Raw genomic sequence first — 20,259 nt, 5'->3', positions numbered from 1 at the left:
ATTTCTAATGTTTATGAAGATAGGAGAGCTCTCTGAAAAAACGTCGTGCTCAGTACTGACAATACGGTTTTATGAAAAAGAAGGTCTAATCCCGCAACCTGATCGAACTCAAGGTAACTATAGACTATATACTGAAGATTACATTGATCGGTTGAAATTCATTGTGAATTGTCGTTCTTTGAATATGAACTTAATTGAAATCAAAAAATTACTAAATTATAAGGATCTACCTAATCTAAATTGTTCTGATGTGAATGAGCTTATCGATTCACATATTAACGATGTAGAGGAAAATATTCGGAATCAGCAGAAACTCATACAGCAGCTATTAGAAATAAGAAAGACTTGTGATGGGTTATGTACAGTGGAAAAATGTGGTGTACTGAAGAAGTTAGCCTGAATAAAAAGTTAGTGATCACATTTGTCTCTCAAACTTACTGATACGTATATTGGCTTATTTAATATTATTGCTAAATTCTTAATCTAAAATGAATTGTTTACAGCAGTTTTTCAAATTTAACTAGCTTATTTAATGGATTGTATTTTGCAGACCATCTGGCTAGTTGGTTATGGTGAATGGACAGGCATGACATCGGCAACATTAATTGGGGTTTCTAGAACTGCCAGAGCAGTAGTCGATGAAATAGTTGTCTATTTAGCCATAGATTAAATAGTTGAAGGGGGAGATAAATTACTTACTCCCCAGAAAACATCTCATTTACTCATTGTTAAATACCTAATCGATGAAAACTAGATTATCAAAGGTTTGAGTTCTGTTAGGTGGGAGGGCTTGAAGGTAATTGGTATCCAAAATTTATAAATCGAAATTTTCATACCAGCTAGCCCAACTGTTTAGCTTTTTACCTGCATACTCCACAGTACCTTCAGCCCACTTAATATCATGCTTATCCCTCAGGAGCTGCCCAACGAATGATGCAGTTAATTTTTTAGTTCCTGAATACAGTTTCTTTATTAATATGGTTTCTTGGATACTTAACTCATTTGAAATCGCATCGTAAAGATAAGATTCGATATCTTCAACATCTCTAATTTTATTATCATCATCAACTAAATTATATCTCTTGAAAATTTCCACAGCTTTGGCATTACTACTACCATTTTTGTATTCAGAAATTTTCTTACCCTTAAGTTCATTATAAATATTTATAGTTAATTGAGGACTATTTCTTGGTATGAAAAAAGAAGATTGCTGGCGTCTAACGTTACTGACAGATGTTTTTACAGAACCTATATCTTTATAAAACCATGTGTATGTTTCAATTGACCGAGATAAAAAGCCCGTAATTTCTAGCCATTTACACATTCTGATAGCATAGTATCTCCATGTTTTATCTGCATAATCATTGTTAGAGTAAATACTTTTCATTAAGTCTATAAAGAAAGCCAAAGTAATATTTGTACCGTTAGGTAAGTCCTTTAAACTTAAAGTAATAATATGTTTTTTAAATTTTTCTCTCATTAATGAGAGAATACTTTCCATGGAATTCCCTGTAGCTAATATTTCCTCTGACAATGAATATTGGCTATTCTCCCTTACTGCAATGCCAAATGTCAGTAAGTCTGTACCAATATTTTGAATAGTACCATCAGATAAATTCGTTTTAATTTCCAATTCGGGAATGGAAATTGGAGTGCCTGTTAAATGTTGCGCTACATTCCAGATAGCAAGAAAATCATTTGATGGTAAATAGCGAAGAGAAATAATAGGAATACTCTCTGTTAATATATATTCTCTAAAAATATCCCAATAAATATTTAATCTAATACCACTTTTAATGATTAGTCGTTTATGAAGCAGGTTTGTGACTACATCTTCTCCACATGTATCGATTGTATCAACAAGATCAACAGGTGCTCTTTGAGCAATAAATTTTAAAGCTCTAACTTCATTAGGATTTAACTCTTCTAAATCACTAGCGAAAAGACTTGAGATATCTAATTTATTCTCTAAAAGCTCCTCTTGTTTTTGGCCTGACAATATTTTTTCATGTAAATGAATGCATAGTTTCTTTAACAACCATGGATAACCCTGACTACTTACAATTAAGTTATGTCTTAAGTCGCTATGAACTTTTTCTCCAATTGCTTCCTCAAACTTATTTATGACCGCATTAGATTCTCTAACAGAAAATGGATTTAATTTTCTTACAATTCGATAATCTGACAAACGATGCCAGAAGAAATAAGCAGGATGTTCCGAGTGGGTTGTACTATCAGTCTTCCATGCAAAACCTATGCATAAATTTGTTTTTAAACTAGCCGCATCTAATAGAATGTTCGTTGCATTATTAAATAGTTCGAATAACTCTGGTTTACTAAACAACTCTTCAAATTGGTCAAAAACTAATACTACTAATTGCTTTGACCTTTCAAGGCTATTCAAGTATTTAGCTATAGATTCAGACTCTAAAGGATGGTTTACGTTAGTTATTTGTAATTTAATAGTTGGATCACCAAAACCTTTTATTTGGGCCTCTTGTAAAGTTTTTAACAATGCGGAGTAAATATATTCTGGTGATTTAGCCGCACGAACATCAATAGCGTAAAGAAATAATTTTTGTTTTTGATGACGATTTTTAGCTTTTTCAGAAAGAGTAATAATCAAAGAACTCTTGCCTAATCCAGAATTACCAGTAATAGCAAAAATCCTAGTATTTATTTCATTTGTTCTAATCTTCTTAAAAAAATCAAAAATCTCTTGAATATCCTTAGTTCTTCCTACGAAATCCTGTGGACGTGCAGGTCGATAGTCATTCCAATCTTCGCCTCTTTGAACTTCTACAACTTCAATTTGAGAGTCAAATAAAGGTTTCATCTCTTTTTTTGTATTTATAATTTTAGAAAAATCTAACTTAGAAAGACTACTATCTGTAGAGGCAATGTTATCTAGTAGTTCTTGATCTTCAACTAAGACACCTGTTTTTGCATAATAACATACAGCATTTGTTGGAATGCCTGCACTTAATATTGTACTTACCCAAAAATTTCCAAAAGTTGTAATTAATAAAAACCATTCACCAATGCTGTTTATATCAAGGTGTTGTTCTAGATGTTCACGAGGTATTGAGCTAATAATTTTAGATGCTTGTAGTGATTCAACAATATCTGTTGATGAATAGACTACTATACGATCACCAAGTGGTCGACTAGGTAGCTCCTCACAAAATCCTTTCGCATCTTTACTAAATTCTGAAGTACCTATTAACCAGCCTTCACTATAGTTCTCAAATACAACTGTACCAAATAATTGTCTTATGATTGGCGCATCAATTTTTTTATCTCTATATGCTTTACACTCAACATAAATTTTTTTCCCAGAAACTTTGTGTTCACATAATAAATCTAATTCACTGCCAGTCTTTCGCACTTCCTCTGTCACTAGATAATTTTGTGCTTCAAGCATTTTTTTACACAGTTTTTCTAGTAAATCACCCTTATCTTTAGTTGTAGCGGAGTTAGGAGTACAAATTTCAATATTCATTAGAAATACTCAAGATTTAATTATTTTCTGCTGTCATAACCTTATCAAAACTTTTACTACTCTTAAATACTTTAAAATTAATAAATTTCTTTGTAGGTTATGGTTAGATTATGAGATATATAAAAAGTTTATTATCTAAGTAATTTTAATTAAATTTTTAAAAAAAACAAAAGGTTGCATATATTTTTTTGCTTTTTTCACTGTGGCTACTTCGAGGTGTGTTGGTATCTAATATATTGTAGTAGGATTGCTTGGTCCTTAAATCTAATATTAGTCTTAAAGATTTATTCTTATATAGATATGCAATCACATAGGTTTAGCGAGTATTCGTAGGAATCTTCACTCGTTTCTGAGATAGATAGTTATAATTGAATCAAATATTTTTTTAGTTAAGTTGAAATTTACACCTAATTTACACCATGGAATCCTAAAAATTATTTAAGATAATGATAATTTTGAAAATATTTTAATTGTGTGTCCAATCCATCATAGGTGCGACAGAAATACGAGGTTGTAACGATTGAAGTGATTGCATAGCCAATAGACCCAAAAGTCGCTAAATTAATGAAAGGGCAGCATTATACGGGGTTTAGCCCTGAATCGACAGTGGCATTTAACCGCATAATTTATAACCGCCCTTGTGCTGAATATAGAAAGATGATTTTTAACAAGTTAGGTTATGAGTGTGCCATTTGCTTTTTTTGTAAGAAAGCATCAATCACACTAAATAAAATACAAAATACAACGAGCCCTACACCTGCAAGGCAGGTCATGGTCCATCCACCATGATTCCAAGCAAAAATTCCTAATGCTGAACCAGCTGCGCCGCCAATAAAATAAGTGGTCATATAAATAGCATTAATACGTGATTTAGCATCTGGACGTAAACGGAAAATAATGCTCTGGTTGCTGGTGTGAACGAGTGCGAGTGCTAATTGAATTAAAGCAAATCCAATAATATAAGTAGAAAGTAGAGTTTGTCCGAAGTAGAAACAAATCCAACTTATCAAGAACAATCCACAGCCCATCCATGTAAGTAATCTTGTGTAGCCTTGATCGGCATATTTACCAATATAGCGTGTTGATAATGCCCCAAAGATACCGACTAGAGGTACTAGTCCGATAAATAGATCTGGTAAATGGTGTGCTGAGGTGAGAAGTAATGCGATGGTTGAATACAAGGTACTTACTGCTGCAAAGGCAAAAGCACCTGTAAGTGCTCTTAATAAGAGTCTTTTTTCTTGCTTTAAAAGCTGAGCCATGGAAACAAAGATTTGCCCATAGTTCATTTTCATACGTAAGACATAAGGCAAGCGACTTTTTAAAGTAAATGCCAACAGAAGCATTAATACGCCGCTTACGACATACACTATTTTCCAGTGGAAAAGGTTGGAAAATAATCCAGCTAGACTAGTAGAGAGTAAAATCCCGACCAATAAGCCGCTCATTAAAAAACCAATGATCTCGCCAGTTTTTTCGGGTTTTACGGTCATTGTGGCAAGTGGGATGAGGACTTGGGCAGCAACAGAAAACAATCCCGCTAAAATTGTACCAATCCACAACATGGGTAAGTTCACAGCAAAAGCAGATGTAAATAGACCAACTGCGCAAAGCACCATCAAAAACGGAATAGCTTTGGCTTTATTGACAATATCACCCAATGGGACAATAAAGAGTAAACCGAGGGCATAAGACACTTGAGCAAATGTCACTGTTAAAGCAGCTTGTGCTTGAGTTACAGCAAACTCTTGCTGAATAGAGTGAATTAGAGGCTGACAATAATAATTCACACCTGCACATAAACCGCATGCTGCTGCCATCAACCAAAGCAAAGGTTTATTTTGACTGATATCTTCAGGGGTAGACATGACGTTCTCTCAGTTTTATTGGGTGTATGCCGTTGCTTCAACTTCAATAAGCATGTGTTCTAGCGCAAGGCGCGGCACAGGAATAAGTGTACAGGCAGGAAAAGGATGATTTTTCCATAAATTTTGCATAATTTTAATCAAAATTTGATGTTTTTCGACCGAGTGGTCAACAACTAAAACTCTCAATACAGCAATATTGCTAAGCTCTGCATTGGCTGCTTTTAAAGCATGTTGAATATTATCAAAAACTTGGTTCGCTTGTTCTTCAAAACTTGGGCTTAATTCACCTTGGGAATTTTCACCTCCTTGACCTGCTACATGAATAATATTCTTAAAGCTTTCCACTACAGCAACATGACTATAAGCGTTTGGTGTTGGATTATATAAAGTTGATGGATTTATGATTTTAAAAGTTTCTTGACTCATTGGAACTCAACCGTTTATTAAAATTTAGATGAGTATCCAACCTCAACTTAAGTTGAGGTCAAGAGAATTTAATGTTTTAGTCTTTTCTTTCTGAGTGTAATCATCATGACACCGACAATATTGAGAAGGCAGCCGACCCATTGCCATATATTTAGGTGTTCATTTAAAAAAGCCACAGCAAGTAAAATTGTTAAAACTGGTCCAATTGAAGCAATCATTGCTGATTGAGAGGCACCTAATCGTTCAATGCTTTGCATGAGCATAACGGTGGGTAAAACGGTAACTAAAAAGCCTAAGCCAATGCCATACCAAATTACACTAGAGGGAAGTTGTAATAGAAGTTGAATTGGATGAGGTGTGCTTAATGCGTAATGAGTTAATGTGCCGATACAAGCTACGGTTAAGGCCAACCCTGTGAAATTCCAAGAGCCAAATTTCTTAATGAGAGGTGGCGTTAGCAACAAATAGCCAGCGAAAGCCACAGCACTTGCAAATACAAAACTTGTCCCTAACCAGAAGTTGCCCTGAATTGGTGCGTTGTTGTGCTCCTGAAGCATAACCAGCACCGTTCCACCATAACTAAGAAAAATGGCAAATAAACTTTTTACATCTAATTTTTGTTTGTAGAGTAAGCTCGAGACTATGACAGTAAGCGTGGGATATAAAAATAGAATAATTCGTTCTAGAGAGGCGCTAATAAACATAAGGCCCATGAAATCGAGCCAACTTGCAAAGTAGTAGCCTAATAGACCGGCAAAAATTAAAATTAGCCAATCCTTCTTTTTTATACCCTGATTATGATGCCTGTTAAACCAGCAAATTAATATAAAGAACGGTAAGGCGCTTAACATGCGTAAAGCCATCAGGACCGTACCGTCTACTAATGGAGAAAGGGCATAAGTCTGTTTAATAAAAATTGCTTTGGTACTGAATAGAAACGCAGAGCAAAGAGCAAAAAAAGACCCGATTTGAAACGAAGATAAAGAAATTTTCATATACAGGACTGTATAAGAGAGACTATTGTCTGCAAAAAAAGAAAAACCTTCTTATATTACACCTCTAAATAAATATCGTGAATCATCAGTTCAAAATATGGGTATTTATTAAATAAATAGTGGGTGGTATTTTAAAAAAGTTCAATTAGAATCCAAATTCTGTACAAAGAATACACATGGGGGAAACATTGCAGCTTGCAATGTTTTTGACAATGAGAAATTAGCTTGAGGAACGCTCATGCAGATCGGAATCCCAACCGAAACTGTCGTCGGTGAAAATCGTGTAGCTGCTACGCCAGAGACAGTAAAGAAGTTGATTAGCGCTGGTCATAGCGTTGTGATTGAACGTGGTGCTGGTGTAAAGGCTGCGTACATTGATAGTGCTTATGAACAGGTCGGTGCAACCATTACGGATGATGCCTATACGGGTAGTCAAATTATTTTGAAAGTTCGTGCACCACAGGGCACGGAAATTCAGAAACTTGCAGCAAATACCGCTGTTGTAGCAATGTTTGATCCTTATCGTAATACCGAGCTAGATCAGTTTGCGAATCAACAAGTGTCTGCTTTTGCTTTAGAACTGCTTCCTCGTACGCTTTCTCGTGCACAAAACATGGATGTGTTGTCTTCTCAAGCAAACTTAGCTGGTTATAAGTCAGTTTTACTTGCTGCTGCTGAATATCAACGCATGTTCCCAATGCTTATGACTGCTGCGGGTACTGTAAAGCCTGCGCGTGTTGTGATCATGGGGGTTGGGGTTGCTGGTCTACAGGCGATTGCAACTGCAAAACGTTTAGGTGCAATTGTTGAAGCGACAGACTTACGTCCTACAGCAAAAGATCAAGTTGAGTCTTTAGGTGGTAAGTGGTTAGACGTACCAATGTCTGAAGAAGAGCAACAACGTGCAGCGGATGCCGCTAAAAATGGTTATGGATGGATGCCGGGTGAGCAATACATCAAAGACCAAGCTGCGATTGTAGATAAAGCTGTATCTAATGCTGACATCGTGATTACTACTGCATTGTTGCCGGGGCGTGATGCGCCACGTCTGATTAAAGCTGAAACTGTTGCCAAGATGAAACCAGGCTCTGTCATTTTAGATATGGCTGTTGAAACTGGTGGTAACGTTGAAGGCTCTAAGGTTGGTGAGACTGTGTTTACAGAAAATGGCGTGAAAATTTTGGGTGTTCCAAATATTCCTGCAACTGTAGCAACAGAAGCTTCTGCATTGTATGCGCGTAACGTTTTTAATTTCGTAGAGACCCTATTCGACAAAGAGAAAAACTTTGCGATTAATCAGGAAGACGAAATCCAAAAAGCCCTATTGGTCACTCATGGCGGTCAAGTACTGCTTAAGCGTGGTTAAGGAGATTCTTCATGGTTGAAACTATTACAATTTTCGTCCTTGCCATCTTCGTAGGTTATTACGTGGTTTGGGGTGTTACGCCAGCTTTGCATACACCACTTATGGCAGTAACCAATGCGTTGTCATCTATTATTGTGGTAGGTGCGATGTTGCAAACTGTAGGTCTGCCAGTTTTAGGTGTAGATGCTAACGTTGCATTTCAAAGTGTGAATGTGGTGAGCGTACTCGGTGCGATTGCAGTATTTTTGGCAAGCATTAATATTTTCGGTGGCTTTGCAGTAACTGCACGCATGCTGGAAATGTTCAAGCCTAAGCAAAAGAAATAAGAGGGCTTTGACATGGAATTTATTCAAGCAAATGCAAACTGGTTGTACCTTGTTGGCGCAATCCTCTTTATCTTGACACTTCGTGGTTTATCTGGTCCTAAAACAGCAATTCAAGGTAACCGTTACGGTATGATCGCAATGGCGATTGCAGTTGTAACAACCTTCTTTGTTGCAAATAACCCAGTCATCTGGATGATTGTTGGGGCGATGGTGTTAGGTGCAATCGTGGGTATTGCGCGCGCACGTACAGTACCAATGACGCAAATGCCAGAAACAGTTGCGCTTATGCACTCATTGGTGGGTTTGGCTGCTGTTTTAATTGCGATTGCTGCAATTTTACATAACAACCAACTTACTGAACTATTCGCTCAAAATGAAGCGGCTTTAACAGCAGCTGGCGTGCAACATGCACACATGAGCAAGGTTCACTTATTTGAGTTGTTTGTTGGTTGTTTCGTTGGTGCGATTACCTTTACTGCATCTGTATTTGCGTACGGTAAATTGGCTGCGAAAAAATGGGCTAAAACAATTTCTGGTGCATGGGTTAAACCTGTTCAAGCACTTATCTTTGTTGCGATGTTGGCTTGTGGTTTCTACTTCTTCACGACTGGCAACATGACTGCTTTCTGGGCAATGACAGCACTTGCACTTGCATTTGGTTGGGTTTGGATTGCACCGGTGGGTGGTGGTGATATGCCTGTAGTGGTATCGCTTCTTAACTCATTCTCTGGTTGGGCAGCGGCAGGTATTGGTTTTACTCTTGAAAACAACATGTTGATCGTTGCAGGTTCACTTGTAGGTTCATCTGGTGCGATTCTGTCGTACATCATGTGTAAAGCAATGAACCGTTCGATCATCAATGTATTGTTTGGTGGGGCAATGGGTGGTGCAGCAGTTGCATCTGCAGATAAAGGTGAACAAGTTCAACGTAACTACCGTTCAGGTTCTGCTGATGATGCAGGCTTCTTGATGTCAAATGCGGACAGCGTTGTGATTGTACCGGGTTATGGTATGGCGCAAGGTCGTGCTCAAAATGCGGTAAAAGAGTTGTGTGAACTTTTGAAAGAACAGGGTGTAACGGTTCGCTTTGCAATCCATCCGGTTGCAGGTCGTATGCCTGGTCATATGAACGTACTACTTGCTGAAGCGGACGTGGCATATGAAGACATCTTGGAAATGGATGAGATCAACTCAGACTTCCCTGCAACTGACGTAGTACTGGTAATTGGTGCAAACGACGTTGTAAACCCGGCTGCGAAAGATGATCCAAGCTCACCAATTTATGGTATGCCGATTCTTGAAGCTCATAAAGCGCGTACAATTATGGTAATTAAGCGTTCTATGGCAACAGGTTATGCTGGTCTAGACAACGACTTGTTCTATAACGAAAAAACAATGATGATCTTTGGTGATGCCAAGAAAGTTGTTGAAGATATGACAAAAGCAATTAACGGTACAGGCCACTAAGCTGCTTTGAAATAAAAAACCACCTTCCGGTGGTTTTTTATTTGGGCTGTTTTTTAAAGAAATTTTTCTACAAGGTCCATAGATTGTTGATAGAGGTCACGTGCAAGTTGCTGATTTTTAGCATGTGATGATTTCCAGTCTGGCATATGTGCACTGACATATTCGCCATTACGGTTTTGCCATGCCTCAGAAGTTGCCATTTCTGTAATGAGCTTTGCTGGAACTGAGGTTGGGACTAGGCCTAATTTCATCGCCGCATAGACAGGTTTGGGTATGTCGCGATAAATATCAGAAGCGACACCGCCTGGATGTAGTGCGTTATTGGTAATTGAACTTCCGGCTAACTGTTCTGCTAATGCATTGCTGAATAGTAAATTCGCAAGCTTTGATTGACCATAATAGAACAGGGGATTGTAAAAACCTTCTGCGCGAAATTTATTGGATTTAATTGAGCCAACCCAATGAGCAATAGACGCAAGATGAATAATGCGCGCTTTAGGAGACTGTTGTAAAACTGGAAGTAGTTTTTGAGTTAATAAAAAATGGCCTAAATAATTAACCCCAAATTGTTGTTCAAAGCCTTCATGGGTCAGTTGTTTTGTTTTGGCAAATAAACCTGCGTTATTAATGAGTACGTCAAGGTTGCCATATTTTTCTGCAATTTCATCGGCGGCTTTTCTAGTTAATTCAAGACTATTTAAGTCGAGAGAAACGACATCGACTTGTCCTTGGTTAAGTGAGCGTAGTTTGTTTTGTGCCTCTTGCGCTTTTTGAGGATTTCGACATGCCAAAATCACATGTTGCCCTTGTTTAACAAGTTGTTCTGCTGTCGCGAAACCTATGCCCGTATTAGCACCTGTAATTAATATCTTCACTTTCTGTACTCCGGTTATGCTATTTATTGGTGGGGACTTCAAGAATTTGTATAGTGCTGCAAATTTGACAATTTGTCATGTCAAAATTGGTTGTAAGTGATGATTGGTGCTTTGGGGATAGGGTCTGCGTATTTGAATGTCATTAAAATTGATGTTAGATAAATAAAAAAAGCGGCTCAAAAGAGCCGCTTTTTTTAAAAGCAAAATTTTAAGCAACCGACTCTGGAGCGGTACGCCATAAGCTTTCTAAATCATAGAATTTACGGGCTGTTGGTAGCATTACGTGTACTACAACAAAGCCGAGATCAATCAAGATCCATTCTGCATCTCGTTCACCTTCAACGCCAATCGGGCGGAAACCGGCTTTTCGAGCTTCTTCTGCAACATTGTCAGCAAGTGCTTTGACATGGCGAGTAGAAGTACCACTTGCAATTACAATAGCATCAGCGACATTGCTAATTGAGCTAACATCTAACTGGAGAATATCTTTTGCTTTTACATCAACTAAAGCGTCGTGGACGACTTTGAGACAAGCTTGTACGTCTTTATTTGAGGTGTTCATTGCGAAATCGTGAGAATTAGACACGCTGGGCGATGGTTCTAAATTCATATAGGGTATATTTTCCTGACAATTACTCACTATCTAATATAGTGGTTTTCGCACTAAATTTCAAACAGAAGTCGTAACAGTTTATATATTTACATCATCAGAAAAGTATTTTTTCTTCCATGTAAACGACTGATTTGAAGCATTTTCAGGTTTATATTCTGCCGCAATATAGTTCTGATATGAACTTTGCTTTAACCAAGAAAAAATTTGTTCATAAGGAATTTGAGCTGTATCAGGCTCATGGCGGCCCGGGCAGTCTGCAAATTGAATATGACCAATTAAGTTAATGTTTTCTTGTAAACCCTCAAGTACATCTTCACCCATCATGGCCATGTGATAGCAGTCATATTGCATTTTGAGAGCAGGGTGATTGACTGCTTCTAACATTTCTTGGCCCTGTGCAATGTTCTGTACCAAAAAGCGTGGCATATCCGTGCCATTAATCATTTCGAAAACAGGCTCTATACCATGTTCACTTAATAAGTTGCAGGCATGTTTTAAATTGGCTGCTAACGTCTTTAAACAAGGAAGTAAGTCAGCATCTAGCGGTTGTTTACCTGCTAAAATATTAACACGAGGAACTTTTAAAGCAGTGGCATAGCTAATGGCCAATTCTAAGGCTTCATGAAAAGCTATCTCTTGGCCGGGAATGCCTGCTAAACCGTTTCCGCCTTGCATAAGATCACCAGCAGGCACATTGATTAGACAGAGATTGAGGTTGTAACGTTCAAGTTGGTCTTGAATCTCGGAAATGGTAAGTTCGTATGGGAATTGGATTTCTACATGTTCAAAGCCCTCTGCATGGGCTAATGCGAAGCGTTCAATTAAAGAAACTTCGGTAAAAATCATGGATAAGTTAACGGCAAGACGACCCATACACAAACTCCGTTTATTATTGCTCTACTACTTGAATCATAGTAGCTAAATCTTTCTCAGCAAAGCCATTTTTTTGGTGAGTTTGTAGCTGTAATAGAGCTTTTTGTGCAACAGGGATATCTAAATTAACATTGTTAGCCAATGTTACCGCGTTGTTAAGATCTTTAGATAATGTTTGAACTTTCCACTGAACAGGCTCGAATGTATGAGTTGCCATGCGTGGTGCAAGTATTTGAAATGGCTTTGAGTCGGCAAATCCACCAGCTAGAGCTGGAGCGAGTAATGTAGTGTCTACACCAGCTCGGTCTGCTAGTGCTACAGCTTCAGCGATAAGAGCACTATTTGCTGCCACAATCAATTGATTACAAATTTTAGTGGCTTGACCCGTACCTATATCACCCATTCGTGTTACACGTTGAGATAAGACATTAAAAATGGGAGCTAATTCCGTAATCGTTTGAGCATCACCACCTGCAAAAATAACAAGTGTGCCTTGTTCTGCACCAGCTGTTCCACCTGATACGGGTGAATCAATCCATGTAACGTCATGCGCGGAAGCAGCTTGAGCAAGCGTTTTTGTTGCAGTAACAGATAAGCTTGAGAAATCAACAATTACCTGTTTCGTTTTTAAATTAGGCTGAATTTGTTCAAATACTGCTTCTACTGCTTTGTCATCTGCTAGGCAGGTTAAAATAATTGGATACTCATCAATATCTGAAAGTTCTAAAGGTTGTGCGCCGATATCAATCAGTTCTTCACATGCAGAAGGGGTTCGATTCCAAACCGCAACTTGAAAACCAGCCTGAATAAGACGGGTTGCCATGCGGCTCCCCATCAGCCCTATACCTAAAAAAGCAATAGGGGTATTACGATCAAAATTCATAATCTAAGCTCTTTATTTATATTGGCGTGGTAAAAAATTAACTTCCGGATGTTTGTCTTTTTTACGAGCAAGTTTGCTATTTTTACCAAGTAATAATTTAAGTTGCCAGATTTTTTCTAGACGTAATGACTTTTCAGGTTGGTGTTCCATTGCATCAAGTACACGTTTTGCTGCAGTTAGGGCATCAGGTGAGCGTTGTAACATTTCAGAAGCTATTTCATTGGCTTTTTCTAGAGGAGAGTTGCTTAAATGAGTCACAAGACCAATTTCTTTTGCATAATTCCCATCAAAAACACGGGCTGTTAAGGTGAGTTCTTTTGCAAGGTCAACACCAATTAAGCCTTTCAATGAGCGAGTAAGTCCCATATCTGGAACTAAGCCCCAACGGCTTTCCATAATCGACATTTTAGTGTCTGGATGAGAAATACGAATATCAGCTGCTAAGGCAAGTTGCATTCCGGCACCAAAACAATATCCTTCAAGAGCTGCAATCACAGGTACAGGTAAATTTTGCCAAATAAGAAATGCTTTCTGGAAGAGGCTTTGGCCAGGTTTAACAAGCTCCCAAATGGCAAAAGCGGAGTTTTTCGGATTATTCAGATCAGATAAATCAATTCCAGCACTAAAAACTTGTGCTTCCCCTGTCAAAATCACACAGCGGATATCTCTATCTTTTTTAATGGCTTTTGCTGTTGAAACGAGTTCTTTGAGAAGGGCAAAACTCATGGCATTACGTTTATCAGGACGGTTTAGATAAACTGTTGCAATGCCATTATTCTTTTCAATACGTAAAAGTGCCATGAAATTCCCGCTTATTTTTTTATCGATAAGCGGAGCATAACATGGCTGTAATTTGGAAACATGACAGCTCAGTCATACCATTTGGTAGATATGCTAGTCAGGAATCACCAAGATTTGATGAGCAGCACTTTCAACTTCTTTAACAACAAGTCCTAACTCATCAAAGCGTCTCATAACTTCTTCAATAAACCCTTCATCGGCTATACGGCGTTCTTTGCGTAGTGTTGAAATAAATTGCTCAAAATCACCTGTCACTTGTTGCAGTTTTGGAGTACCTACATAGCGGGTAGCGCCATAAAGACGATGTAAAACATGCTCAAGTTGAGGGAAGTCTTCAAGCTCGATGAGCTGCTGCATTTCGTCTAGCTCAGTTGGGAAACTATCAACTAACATTTTAAGTAAATCTTGAGCAAGATCTTCTTTATTTGCTGCAAGCTGCAAACTTTGTTGCCAGTTTAGAATTTCTGGGTCTAATGCTTCTGCAACGACATGATGGTCTTTATCTAGAGCTTTTGATGTAAAGTTGTTTTTGGTCCATTGCGTTAAAATTTGAATAATTTGTTCCATTTGAATTGGCTTGGTGACATAGTCATTCATGCCTACTTTGAGGAGTTTTTGCTTTTCATCAGCAAGGGCATGCGCTGTTAATGCAATAATTGGAAGCTGCATTTCACCATCTAGAGTCGACTCTAATGAGCGAATAGCGCGAGTTGTATCAATACCTGACATAACAGGCATTTGAATATCCATAAATACCAAATCAAATGGTTTAAGCTTCTGGTCAATTCGCTCTTGGATCAGGTTCAGCGCTTCTTGACCGCTGAGAGCTTTAGTTGTTCTAACGTTGAGTTCGCCTAGCAAGGCTTCTAAAACAATTAAGTTAGGTAAGTGGTCATCGACTGCCAGAATGTGTAAACCTTGACCATTAAAATCTTGTTGCTCCTCTTCAAAAATAGGCTGATCATTTAATAATTGAATAAGTCCGCTTCGACTTAATGGTTGATATAAAGGGCGAGCACGATATTCATTGAGCATATTTGGCTCAAGTGTCATTTGATAGCCATAGACTGCCAAATTGCCTTGATAACGACTACGGATTTCTTTTAATAACGCTTCAGTATCGCCGCTGTGGTCAACAATGAGCCATGTATTGTCTTTTTGATCAAGATGTTTTAAACGACTAAATAAGTCCAGAATCGATTGTGTCTCGATATGAGGAACATGATAGTTCTCAAGGTAATAACGTAAAACACTTGCTGTAGCAGGGTGGGCAAGATAAGACACCACTTGTAAATGTTCAAAGTGCGGGTGTTCAATCTCGTAATCTTCATCTACCACAAATTGTGCTGTAAACCAGAAGGTCGAGCCTTTTTCTGTTGGAGCGCGTTCTTGGTTATCCTCAAAGCCAATTTGGCCATGCATGAGATGGACAAGCTGTTTAGAAATAGCTAAACCTAAACCTGTACCGCCAAATTGGCGTGTAACAGATGCATCACCTTGCGAGAATGATTCAAATAATTTTTTACGATCTGTGCCGCTTAAACCAATACCACTGTCTTGAACACTAAAATGAAGTAGGCATTGTCCGATATCATCATGTTCCATACGAACACGAACAATAATTTCGCCATCTGGAGTGAACTTAATCGCATTTGAAATCAAATTAGTTAGAATTTGTTTAAAGCGTAAAGCATCACCAATCACTTGTTGTGGAATATTGTCCGCATAATAAAAAGCCATTGCGATATGCTTTTGAGCAGCCAGAGGAGACAACATATCCATGACATCAAAGACAGCTTCTTCTAAATCAAACGGTGCTGTTTCAAGCTCTAACTTACCGGCATCAATTTTTGAGAAATCTAATACATCATTAATTAATGCTAATAAATGGGCAGATGATTTGCGAATAGTTTGCAGGTAAAGGTTTTGTTCGTTATTTAGATTTTGCTGACGAAGTAATAAATGAATAAAGCCATCAATACTGTTTAGAGGTGTTCGAAGTTCATGACTAATATTGGCAAGGAAAACTGATTTTGCTTGGTTCGATGAAATCGCTTGGTCGCGTGCTTGACGATAAGTGATGTTTTGAACTTCTAAAGTATCTAAAGTTCTGCGTAAGTCTTCTTCGGTTTGTTCGGTGTGTTCTTTTAACTCTAAAAAGCTAAAGTGTAATCGTTTAACAACGTTTGCAATATCACGCTGTAATAAGCGCAATTCACCCGTACTGTTAATGACCATATGCTGGTCCAACGTGTCTGCATTTAAACGTTGCAACTGCATGCGAATTTCGTACATCGGCGCAATCCAGCGACGCGAATAAAAATTCAAGCAAAGTAAAAGTAACAATAAGGTCATTAAGCCAGTAATGACGAGGGCAATCAAAATACGGTAACGTGCCAATTCTAGTGGCTGATTATCCATTTCAATGACGAGCCAGACAGGTGCTTTTCCGGGGGTATCGCTAATCCGCTGTCCATAAATATTGTTGTGGTTATAAGATATTGGACCAAAAAAATTACTACTTTGCGTAAAGTTTGGCCAGTAGCGATTGTCGCGATAACCGATACTTAAATAGGTCTGGCCATTACTATCAATTAAAGCAGCACGTTTTAGATTTTTTTCACTAAACATGCTTTGCATGATGTGCTGAGCGTGATCATATTCATCGGGCTCTAGTTCAACAAGCTTATATAAATCGATCGCGATTTGATTGTAGCGAGCTAAAATTGCTGAGGCATGATGTAGCTGTTGTTGTTTTACTGAATGTGAGGTTTCAGTTAAAACCAGAAAAGCACCAACACACGTTAAAATCATGATGGGCACAAAAATAAGAGCAATTAATTGTCCATATGCATGATTCAGACGTAAGCGTTTCGATAAGGTTTTATTGAAATTAGACATGGCTACATCAGATTTATCTCTCTGTAGGGCATCTTATCACGCTTTATTTTAAAACAGACGGCATTTTATAAATGACCGAGCTTTAATCGCTTTCATGAAAAAGCATATTGAAATGGGTGCAGTACCGAGCATTTTTTCATACAATAGGCCCACCTCGATATAGGTGTTGATCATGAGTAATACACAACCTGATTTTTTAGCCGACGAATTTTTGTTAGATCACTATGTAGGTAAGACGCCTCTAGTTCGTTTGCAGCGATTAGCTTCTCATACGCAAGCGATAGTTTTAGCAAAATTGGAAGGTAATAATCCGGCAGGTTCTGTAAAAGACCGTCCTGCATATAACATGATTATGCAGGCAGAAAAACGTGGTCAAATTAAACCGGGTGATACATTAATTGAAGCAACCAGCGGTAATACAGGTATTGCTTTGGCTATGGTTGCGGCAATGCGCGGCTATAAAATGAAACTTATTATGCCGAACAATATGAGCCAAGAGCGTAAAGACGCAATGTTGGCTTATGGCGCAGAGCTGATTGAAGTGACACCACAGCAAGGAATGGAAGGTGCACGTGATTTAGCCTTACAAATGGAAAAAGAGGGTAAGGGGCACGTTTTAAATCAGTTTGGTAATCCTGATAATGTTGAAGCTCATTATCTAACGACTGGTCCTGAAATTTGGAAACAAACAGGTGGAAAAATTACCCATTTTGTGAGTTCAATGGGCACAACCGGTACCATTATGGGTGTTTCTAAATATTTAAAAGAACAAAACCCAGATATTCAAATTGTTGGTTTACAGCCTGCAGACGGATCAAGTATTGCCGGTATTCGCCGTTGGCCAAAAGAATACTTGCCTACTATTTTTGATAGTAGCCGTGTGGATCGTATTATTGATATTCCACAAATTGAAGCTGAAAAAACTATGCGTAAATTAGCTCGTATGGAAGGTGTTAGTGCTGGTACATCTTCAGGCGGTGCAGTTTGGGCATCAATCAAAATTGCAGAAGAAAATCCGGATGCTGTTATTGTTTGCATTATCTGTGACCGTGGCGATCGCTACTTGTCTACAGGTCTGTTTTCAGTACAGGACGATAACTCATAATTGAGAGAAATAATGCGTTTCCCTACCTTAGTTTTTGATATTGAAACTTTAACTGATTTAAAAGCGGGTGCGCATTTATATCATCTTGATTTACCTGAGGCCGATGTAGAGCAAGCATTGACGAAAATCCGTCGCCAAGAATCTGGTATGGACTTTCAGCGTTTGCCTTTACATGAAATTGTTTGTATTTCTGGCTTATGGATCGATGAGTCTGGTTTTCGATTATTTTCTTTTAGTCGAGAACAATATTCTGAAGCAGAAATTTTACAGAAATTTTTATCTATTTTTGATAAGCGCCATCCGACTCTAGTAAGTTGGAATGGTTCGCAATTTGATTTACCAGTTATCCTATTTCGCGCTATGTATCATGGGCTATCTGCCCCCGGTCTGTTTGATCAAGGCGAGATTGATAGCCAGAAGCGTTTTAATAATTACCAAAACCGTTATCACCATCGCCATATAGACTTAATGGACGTTATGGCAATGTTTAATGGCCGTAATTTTCAAAAGCTTGACGATATTGCCTGTATTTTAGGTTTGCCGGGTAAGCGTGGTGAGTCGGGTTATCATGTGCCTGAATATGTTCGTAATCAACAGTGGTTAAAATTAACGAGCTATTGTGAAGGAGATGTGCTCAATACGTGGTTTATTTATTTGCGTTGGTTAGTACTAAAAGGCCAATTAAATGCAGATGAACATAACCATTGGATTAGTTCGAGTATTGAATATTTACAGACCATGCCACAGCAGGCTGATTTTCTTGAAGTATGGGAACGCACTTCAAAACATACTGAATTTACTTCTCACTATTTTAATTCTTCAGATTTTTAGGTTCATTCTTTGAAACAACAAGCCAAATCTCGCAACCTTCAACAACCAGAATATATTTTTCAGGTTGAAACACTTTCTCATGAGGGGCGGGGGATTGCGCATTATGGTTCTCATCCAGATCATCCGGCAGATAAGCATGGCAAAAAAGTTTTTATTCGTTATGCATTGCCAGGAGAAACTGTAAAAGCTCGGATTACCCATCAAGCGAAGCGTCTTGAAGAAGCTGAAATGTTGCAGTTGTTAGGAGAACCTTCATCACATCGTATCGAGGCAATTTGTCCTCATTATGGGATCTGTGGTGGATGTAGCATGCAGCATATTCACCCTGTTGAACAAATCCGTTTAAAACAAAGTGTACTTCAGTCACATTTACAGCATTTTGCAGGTATTCAGCCTGAACAGTGGCTAGAACCGATTCGATCTTTACAAAGCGATTATCGTCGTCGTGCTCGAATCGGTGTGCGCTATTTACCAAAACCAGATCGCTTAATTATGGGTTTTCGCGAACATCATAGTAATCGTCTAACTTCGATTCATAGCTGTAGTGTTTTGGATAAAAACTTATCAAATAGTCTGCCTGAGTTACGCACTTTACTCCAAAGTCTAAAAGGCAAAGCACATATTGGTCATGTAGAATTAGCAAAAGGTGATCATGAAGTTTCTTTATTGGTTCGTCATGTAGAAAAATTAAACAATTCTGATGTCAACCAATTAAAGCAATTTGCGTTACACAAAGGGTGGCAATTGTATTTGCAACCTAAAGGTCCGGAAAGTATTCATCGTATTGATGATGAACAAGGTGCTTTACGTTTACATTATGCCTTGGAGAGGTTTAATGTAAATTTTGCTTTTTCGCCATTGGATTTTACTCAGGTCAATGCCACAGTAAATCAACAGATGGTTCAATTGGCATGTGAATTGCTTCAGTTGCAACCAGGTGAAAAGGTACTTGATCTATTTTGCGGTTTGGGCAATTTCTCACTCCCGTTAGCACGATGTGTTGGTGAGAGTGGTCAGGTTGTCGGTGTTGAAGGGAGTGAAGAAATGGTGCAGCGAGCAACAGCTAATGCGAAATGCAATAGTTTGGTGCAAGCAACCTTCTTTTCACAAGATTTAACAAAAGATTTTTCGCATCATTCTTGGGCAAATCAAGGATTTGATGCATTATTGATTGATCCTCCTCGTGCTGGTGCATATGAAATTATGCAGTATGTATCAAATTTTGGAGCAAAAAGAATCGTTTATGTATCATGTAATCCAGCTACACTGGCAAGGGATGCGGGTGTTTTGGTCCAATATGGTTACCAGTTAAAAAAAGCAGCAGTGATGGACATGTTTACGCATACCGAACATGTTGAATCCATTGCACTATTTGAAAAAATTCAAGAGATAAACGATTAAAAACATGAGTTACATATTGAGGAGAA

The 20,259-nt window shown here is 38.2% G+C and carries 17 protein-coding genes and 1 pseudogene; 8 read left to right on the top strand and 10 right to left on the bottom strand.

Annotation, left to right across the window (positions count from 1 at the left end):
* Positions 1-7: 7 nt before the first annotated feature.
* Positions 8-400 (top strand): Cd(II)/Pb(II)-responsive transcriptional regulator, encoded by a 393-nt coding sequence (cadR, locus tag ACXM0J_RS15660; RefSeq protein WP_000480875.1) that lies wholly within the window; start codon positions 8-10, stop codon positions 398-400.
* Between the two features lie 144 nt (positions 401-544).
* Positions 545-670, top strand: a pseudogene (locus ACXM0J_RS15655) (FAD-dependent pyridine nucleotide-disulfide oxidoreductase); the annotation flags it as partial.
* 144 nt (positions 671-814) lie between these two features.
* Here ACXM0J_RS15655 and ACXM0J_RS15650 read toward each other — a convergent pair.
* The 4 genes from ACXM0J_RS15650 to ACXM0J_RS15635 form a co-directional block, all read right to left on the bottom strand.
* A complete protein-coding gene (locus tag ACXM0J_RS15650) occupies positions 815-3,502 on the bottom strand; it encodes a restriction endonuclease (protein WP_001019256.1) in 2,688 nt (895 codons plus the stop codon).
* Positions 3,503-4,179: 677 nt separating this feature from the next.
* Positions 4,180-5,370, bottom strand: a complete 1,191-nt coding sequence (locus tag ACXM0J_RS15645) for an MFS transporter (protein ID WP_086264965.1) — start codon at positions 5,368-5,370, stop codon at positions 4,180-4,182.
* A gap of 15 nt (positions 5,371-5,385) precedes the next feature.
* Positions 5,386-5,796 (bottom strand): RidA family protein, encoded by a 411-nt coding sequence (locus ACXM0J_RS15640; protein ID WP_017399913.1) that lies wholly within the window; start codon positions 5,794-5,796, stop codon positions 5,386-5,388.
* A 68-nt stretch (positions 5,797-5,864) separates the two neighbouring features.
* Positions 5,865-6,791 (bottom strand): DMT family transporter, encoded by a 927-nt coding sequence (locus ACXM0J_RS15635; protein ID WP_086264966.1) that lies wholly within the window; start codon positions 6,789-6,791, stop codon positions 5,865-5,867.
* Positions 6,792-7,029: 238 nt separating this feature from the next.
* On the opposite strand from ACXM0J_RS15635, the gene ACXM0J_RS15630 reads away from it, so the two are divergent.
* From ACXM0J_RS15630 to ACXM0J_RS15620, 3 genes are read left to right on the top strand one after another with little or no spacing between them, the layout of a single operon-like run.
* Entirely contained in the window at positions 7,030-8,157 is a 1,128-nt protein-coding gene (locus ACXM0J_RS15630; protein WP_014208383.1) for a Re/Si-specific NAD(P)(+) transhydrogenase subunit alpha, read from the top strand.
* 11 nt (positions 8,158-8,168) lie between these two features.
* On the top strand, positions 8,169-8,483 hold the full coding sequence (locus tag ACXM0J_RS15625) for a proton-translocating transhydrogenase family protein (RefSeq protein ID WP_000230434.1): 315 nt from the start codon (positions 8,169-8,171) through the stop codon (positions 8,481-8,483).
* 12 nt (positions 8,484-8,495) lie between these two features.
* Positions 8,496-9,950: an NAD(P)(+) transhydrogenase (Re/Si-specific) subunit beta gene (locus ACXM0J_RS15620; protein WP_005079030.1), complete on the top strand. Its 1,455-nt coding sequence runs from the start codon at positions 8,496-8,498 to the stop codon at positions 9,948-9,950.
* Between the two features lie 53 nt (positions 9,951-10,003).
* Here ACXM0J_RS15620 and ACXM0J_RS15615 read toward each other — a convergent pair whose 3' ends face one another.
* The 6 genes from ACXM0J_RS15615 to ACXM0J_RS15590 form a co-directional block, all read right to left on the bottom strand.
* On the bottom strand, positions 10,004-10,825 hold the full coding sequence (locus ACXM0J_RS15615; protein WP_086264967.1) for an SDR family NAD(P)-dependent oxidoreductase: 822 nt from the start codon (positions 10,823-10,825) through the stop codon (positions 10,004-10,006).
* A gap of 208 nt (positions 10,826-11,033) precedes the next feature.
* Positions 11,034-11,435, bottom strand: a complete 402-nt coding sequence (gene rsfS / locus ACXM0J_RS15610) for a ribosome silencing factor (protein WP_001047580.1) — start codon at positions 11,433-11,435, stop codon at positions 11,034-11,036.
* 81 nt (positions 11,436-11,516) lie between these two features.
* Positions 11,517-12,311 (bottom strand): hydroxypyruvate isomerase family protein, encoded by a 795-nt coding sequence (locus tag ACXM0J_RS15605; RefSeq protein ID WP_033849301.1) that lies wholly within the window; start codon positions 12,309-12,311, stop codon positions 11,517-11,519.
* 16 nt (positions 12,312-12,327) lie between these two features.
* A complete protein-coding gene (locus ACXM0J_RS15600; protein WP_086264968.1) occupies positions 12,328-13,194 on the bottom strand; it encodes an NAD(P)-dependent oxidoreductase in 867 nt (288 codons plus the stop codon).
* Positions 13,195-13,206: 12 nt separating this feature from the next.
* Positions 13,207-13,995 carry a crotonase/enoyl-CoA hydratase family protein gene (locus tag ACXM0J_RS15595; protein ID WP_033849297.1) on the bottom strand — a complete coding sequence of 263 codons (789 nt, stop codon included), beginning with the start codon at positions 13,993-13,995 and terminating at the stop codon, positions 13,207-13,209.
* 93 nt (positions 13,996-14,088) lie between these two features.
* On the bottom strand, positions 14,089-16,896 hold the full coding sequence (locus tag ACXM0J_RS15590) for a GacS-like sensor histidine kinase (protein ID WP_086264969.1): 2,808 nt from the start codon (positions 16,894-16,896) through the stop codon (positions 14,089-14,091).
* A gap of 172 nt (positions 16,897-17,068) precedes the next feature.
* Here ACXM0J_RS15590 and cysM point away from each other — a divergent pair, with 172 nt between their 5' ends.
* The 3 genes from cysM to rlmD are packed head-to-tail and all read left to right on the top strand — an operon-like array spanning position 17,069 to position 20,233.
* Complete coding sequence (gene cysM, locus ACXM0J_RS15585; RefSeq protein WP_002117176.1) at positions 17,069-18,001, top strand: cysteine synthase CysM; 933 nt, start codon at positions 17,069-17,071, stop codon at positions 17,999-18,001.
* Between the two features lie 12 nt (positions 18,002-18,013).
* Positions 18,014-18,832: a 3'-5' exonuclease gene (locus tag ACXM0J_RS15580; protein ID WP_005066255.1), complete on the top strand. Its 819-nt coding sequence runs from the start codon at positions 18,014-18,016 to the stop codon at positions 18,830-18,832.
* Between the two features lie 9 nt (positions 18,833-18,841).
* Positions 18,842-20,233 carry a 23S rRNA (uracil(1939)-C(5))-methyltransferase RlmD gene (gene rlmD, locus ACXM0J_RS15575; protein WP_086264970.1) on the top strand — a complete coding sequence of 464 codons (1,392 nt, stop codon included), beginning with the start codon at positions 18,842-18,844 and terminating at the stop codon, positions 20,231-20,233.
* The last annotated feature ends 26 nt before the right edge of the window (positions 20,234-20,259 follow it).

The sequence above is a fragment of the Acinetobacter sp. GRABPA_MV_2 genome, from assembly GCF_056725885.1.
This window is presented reverse-complemented; position numbering and strand designations above follow the sequence as displayed.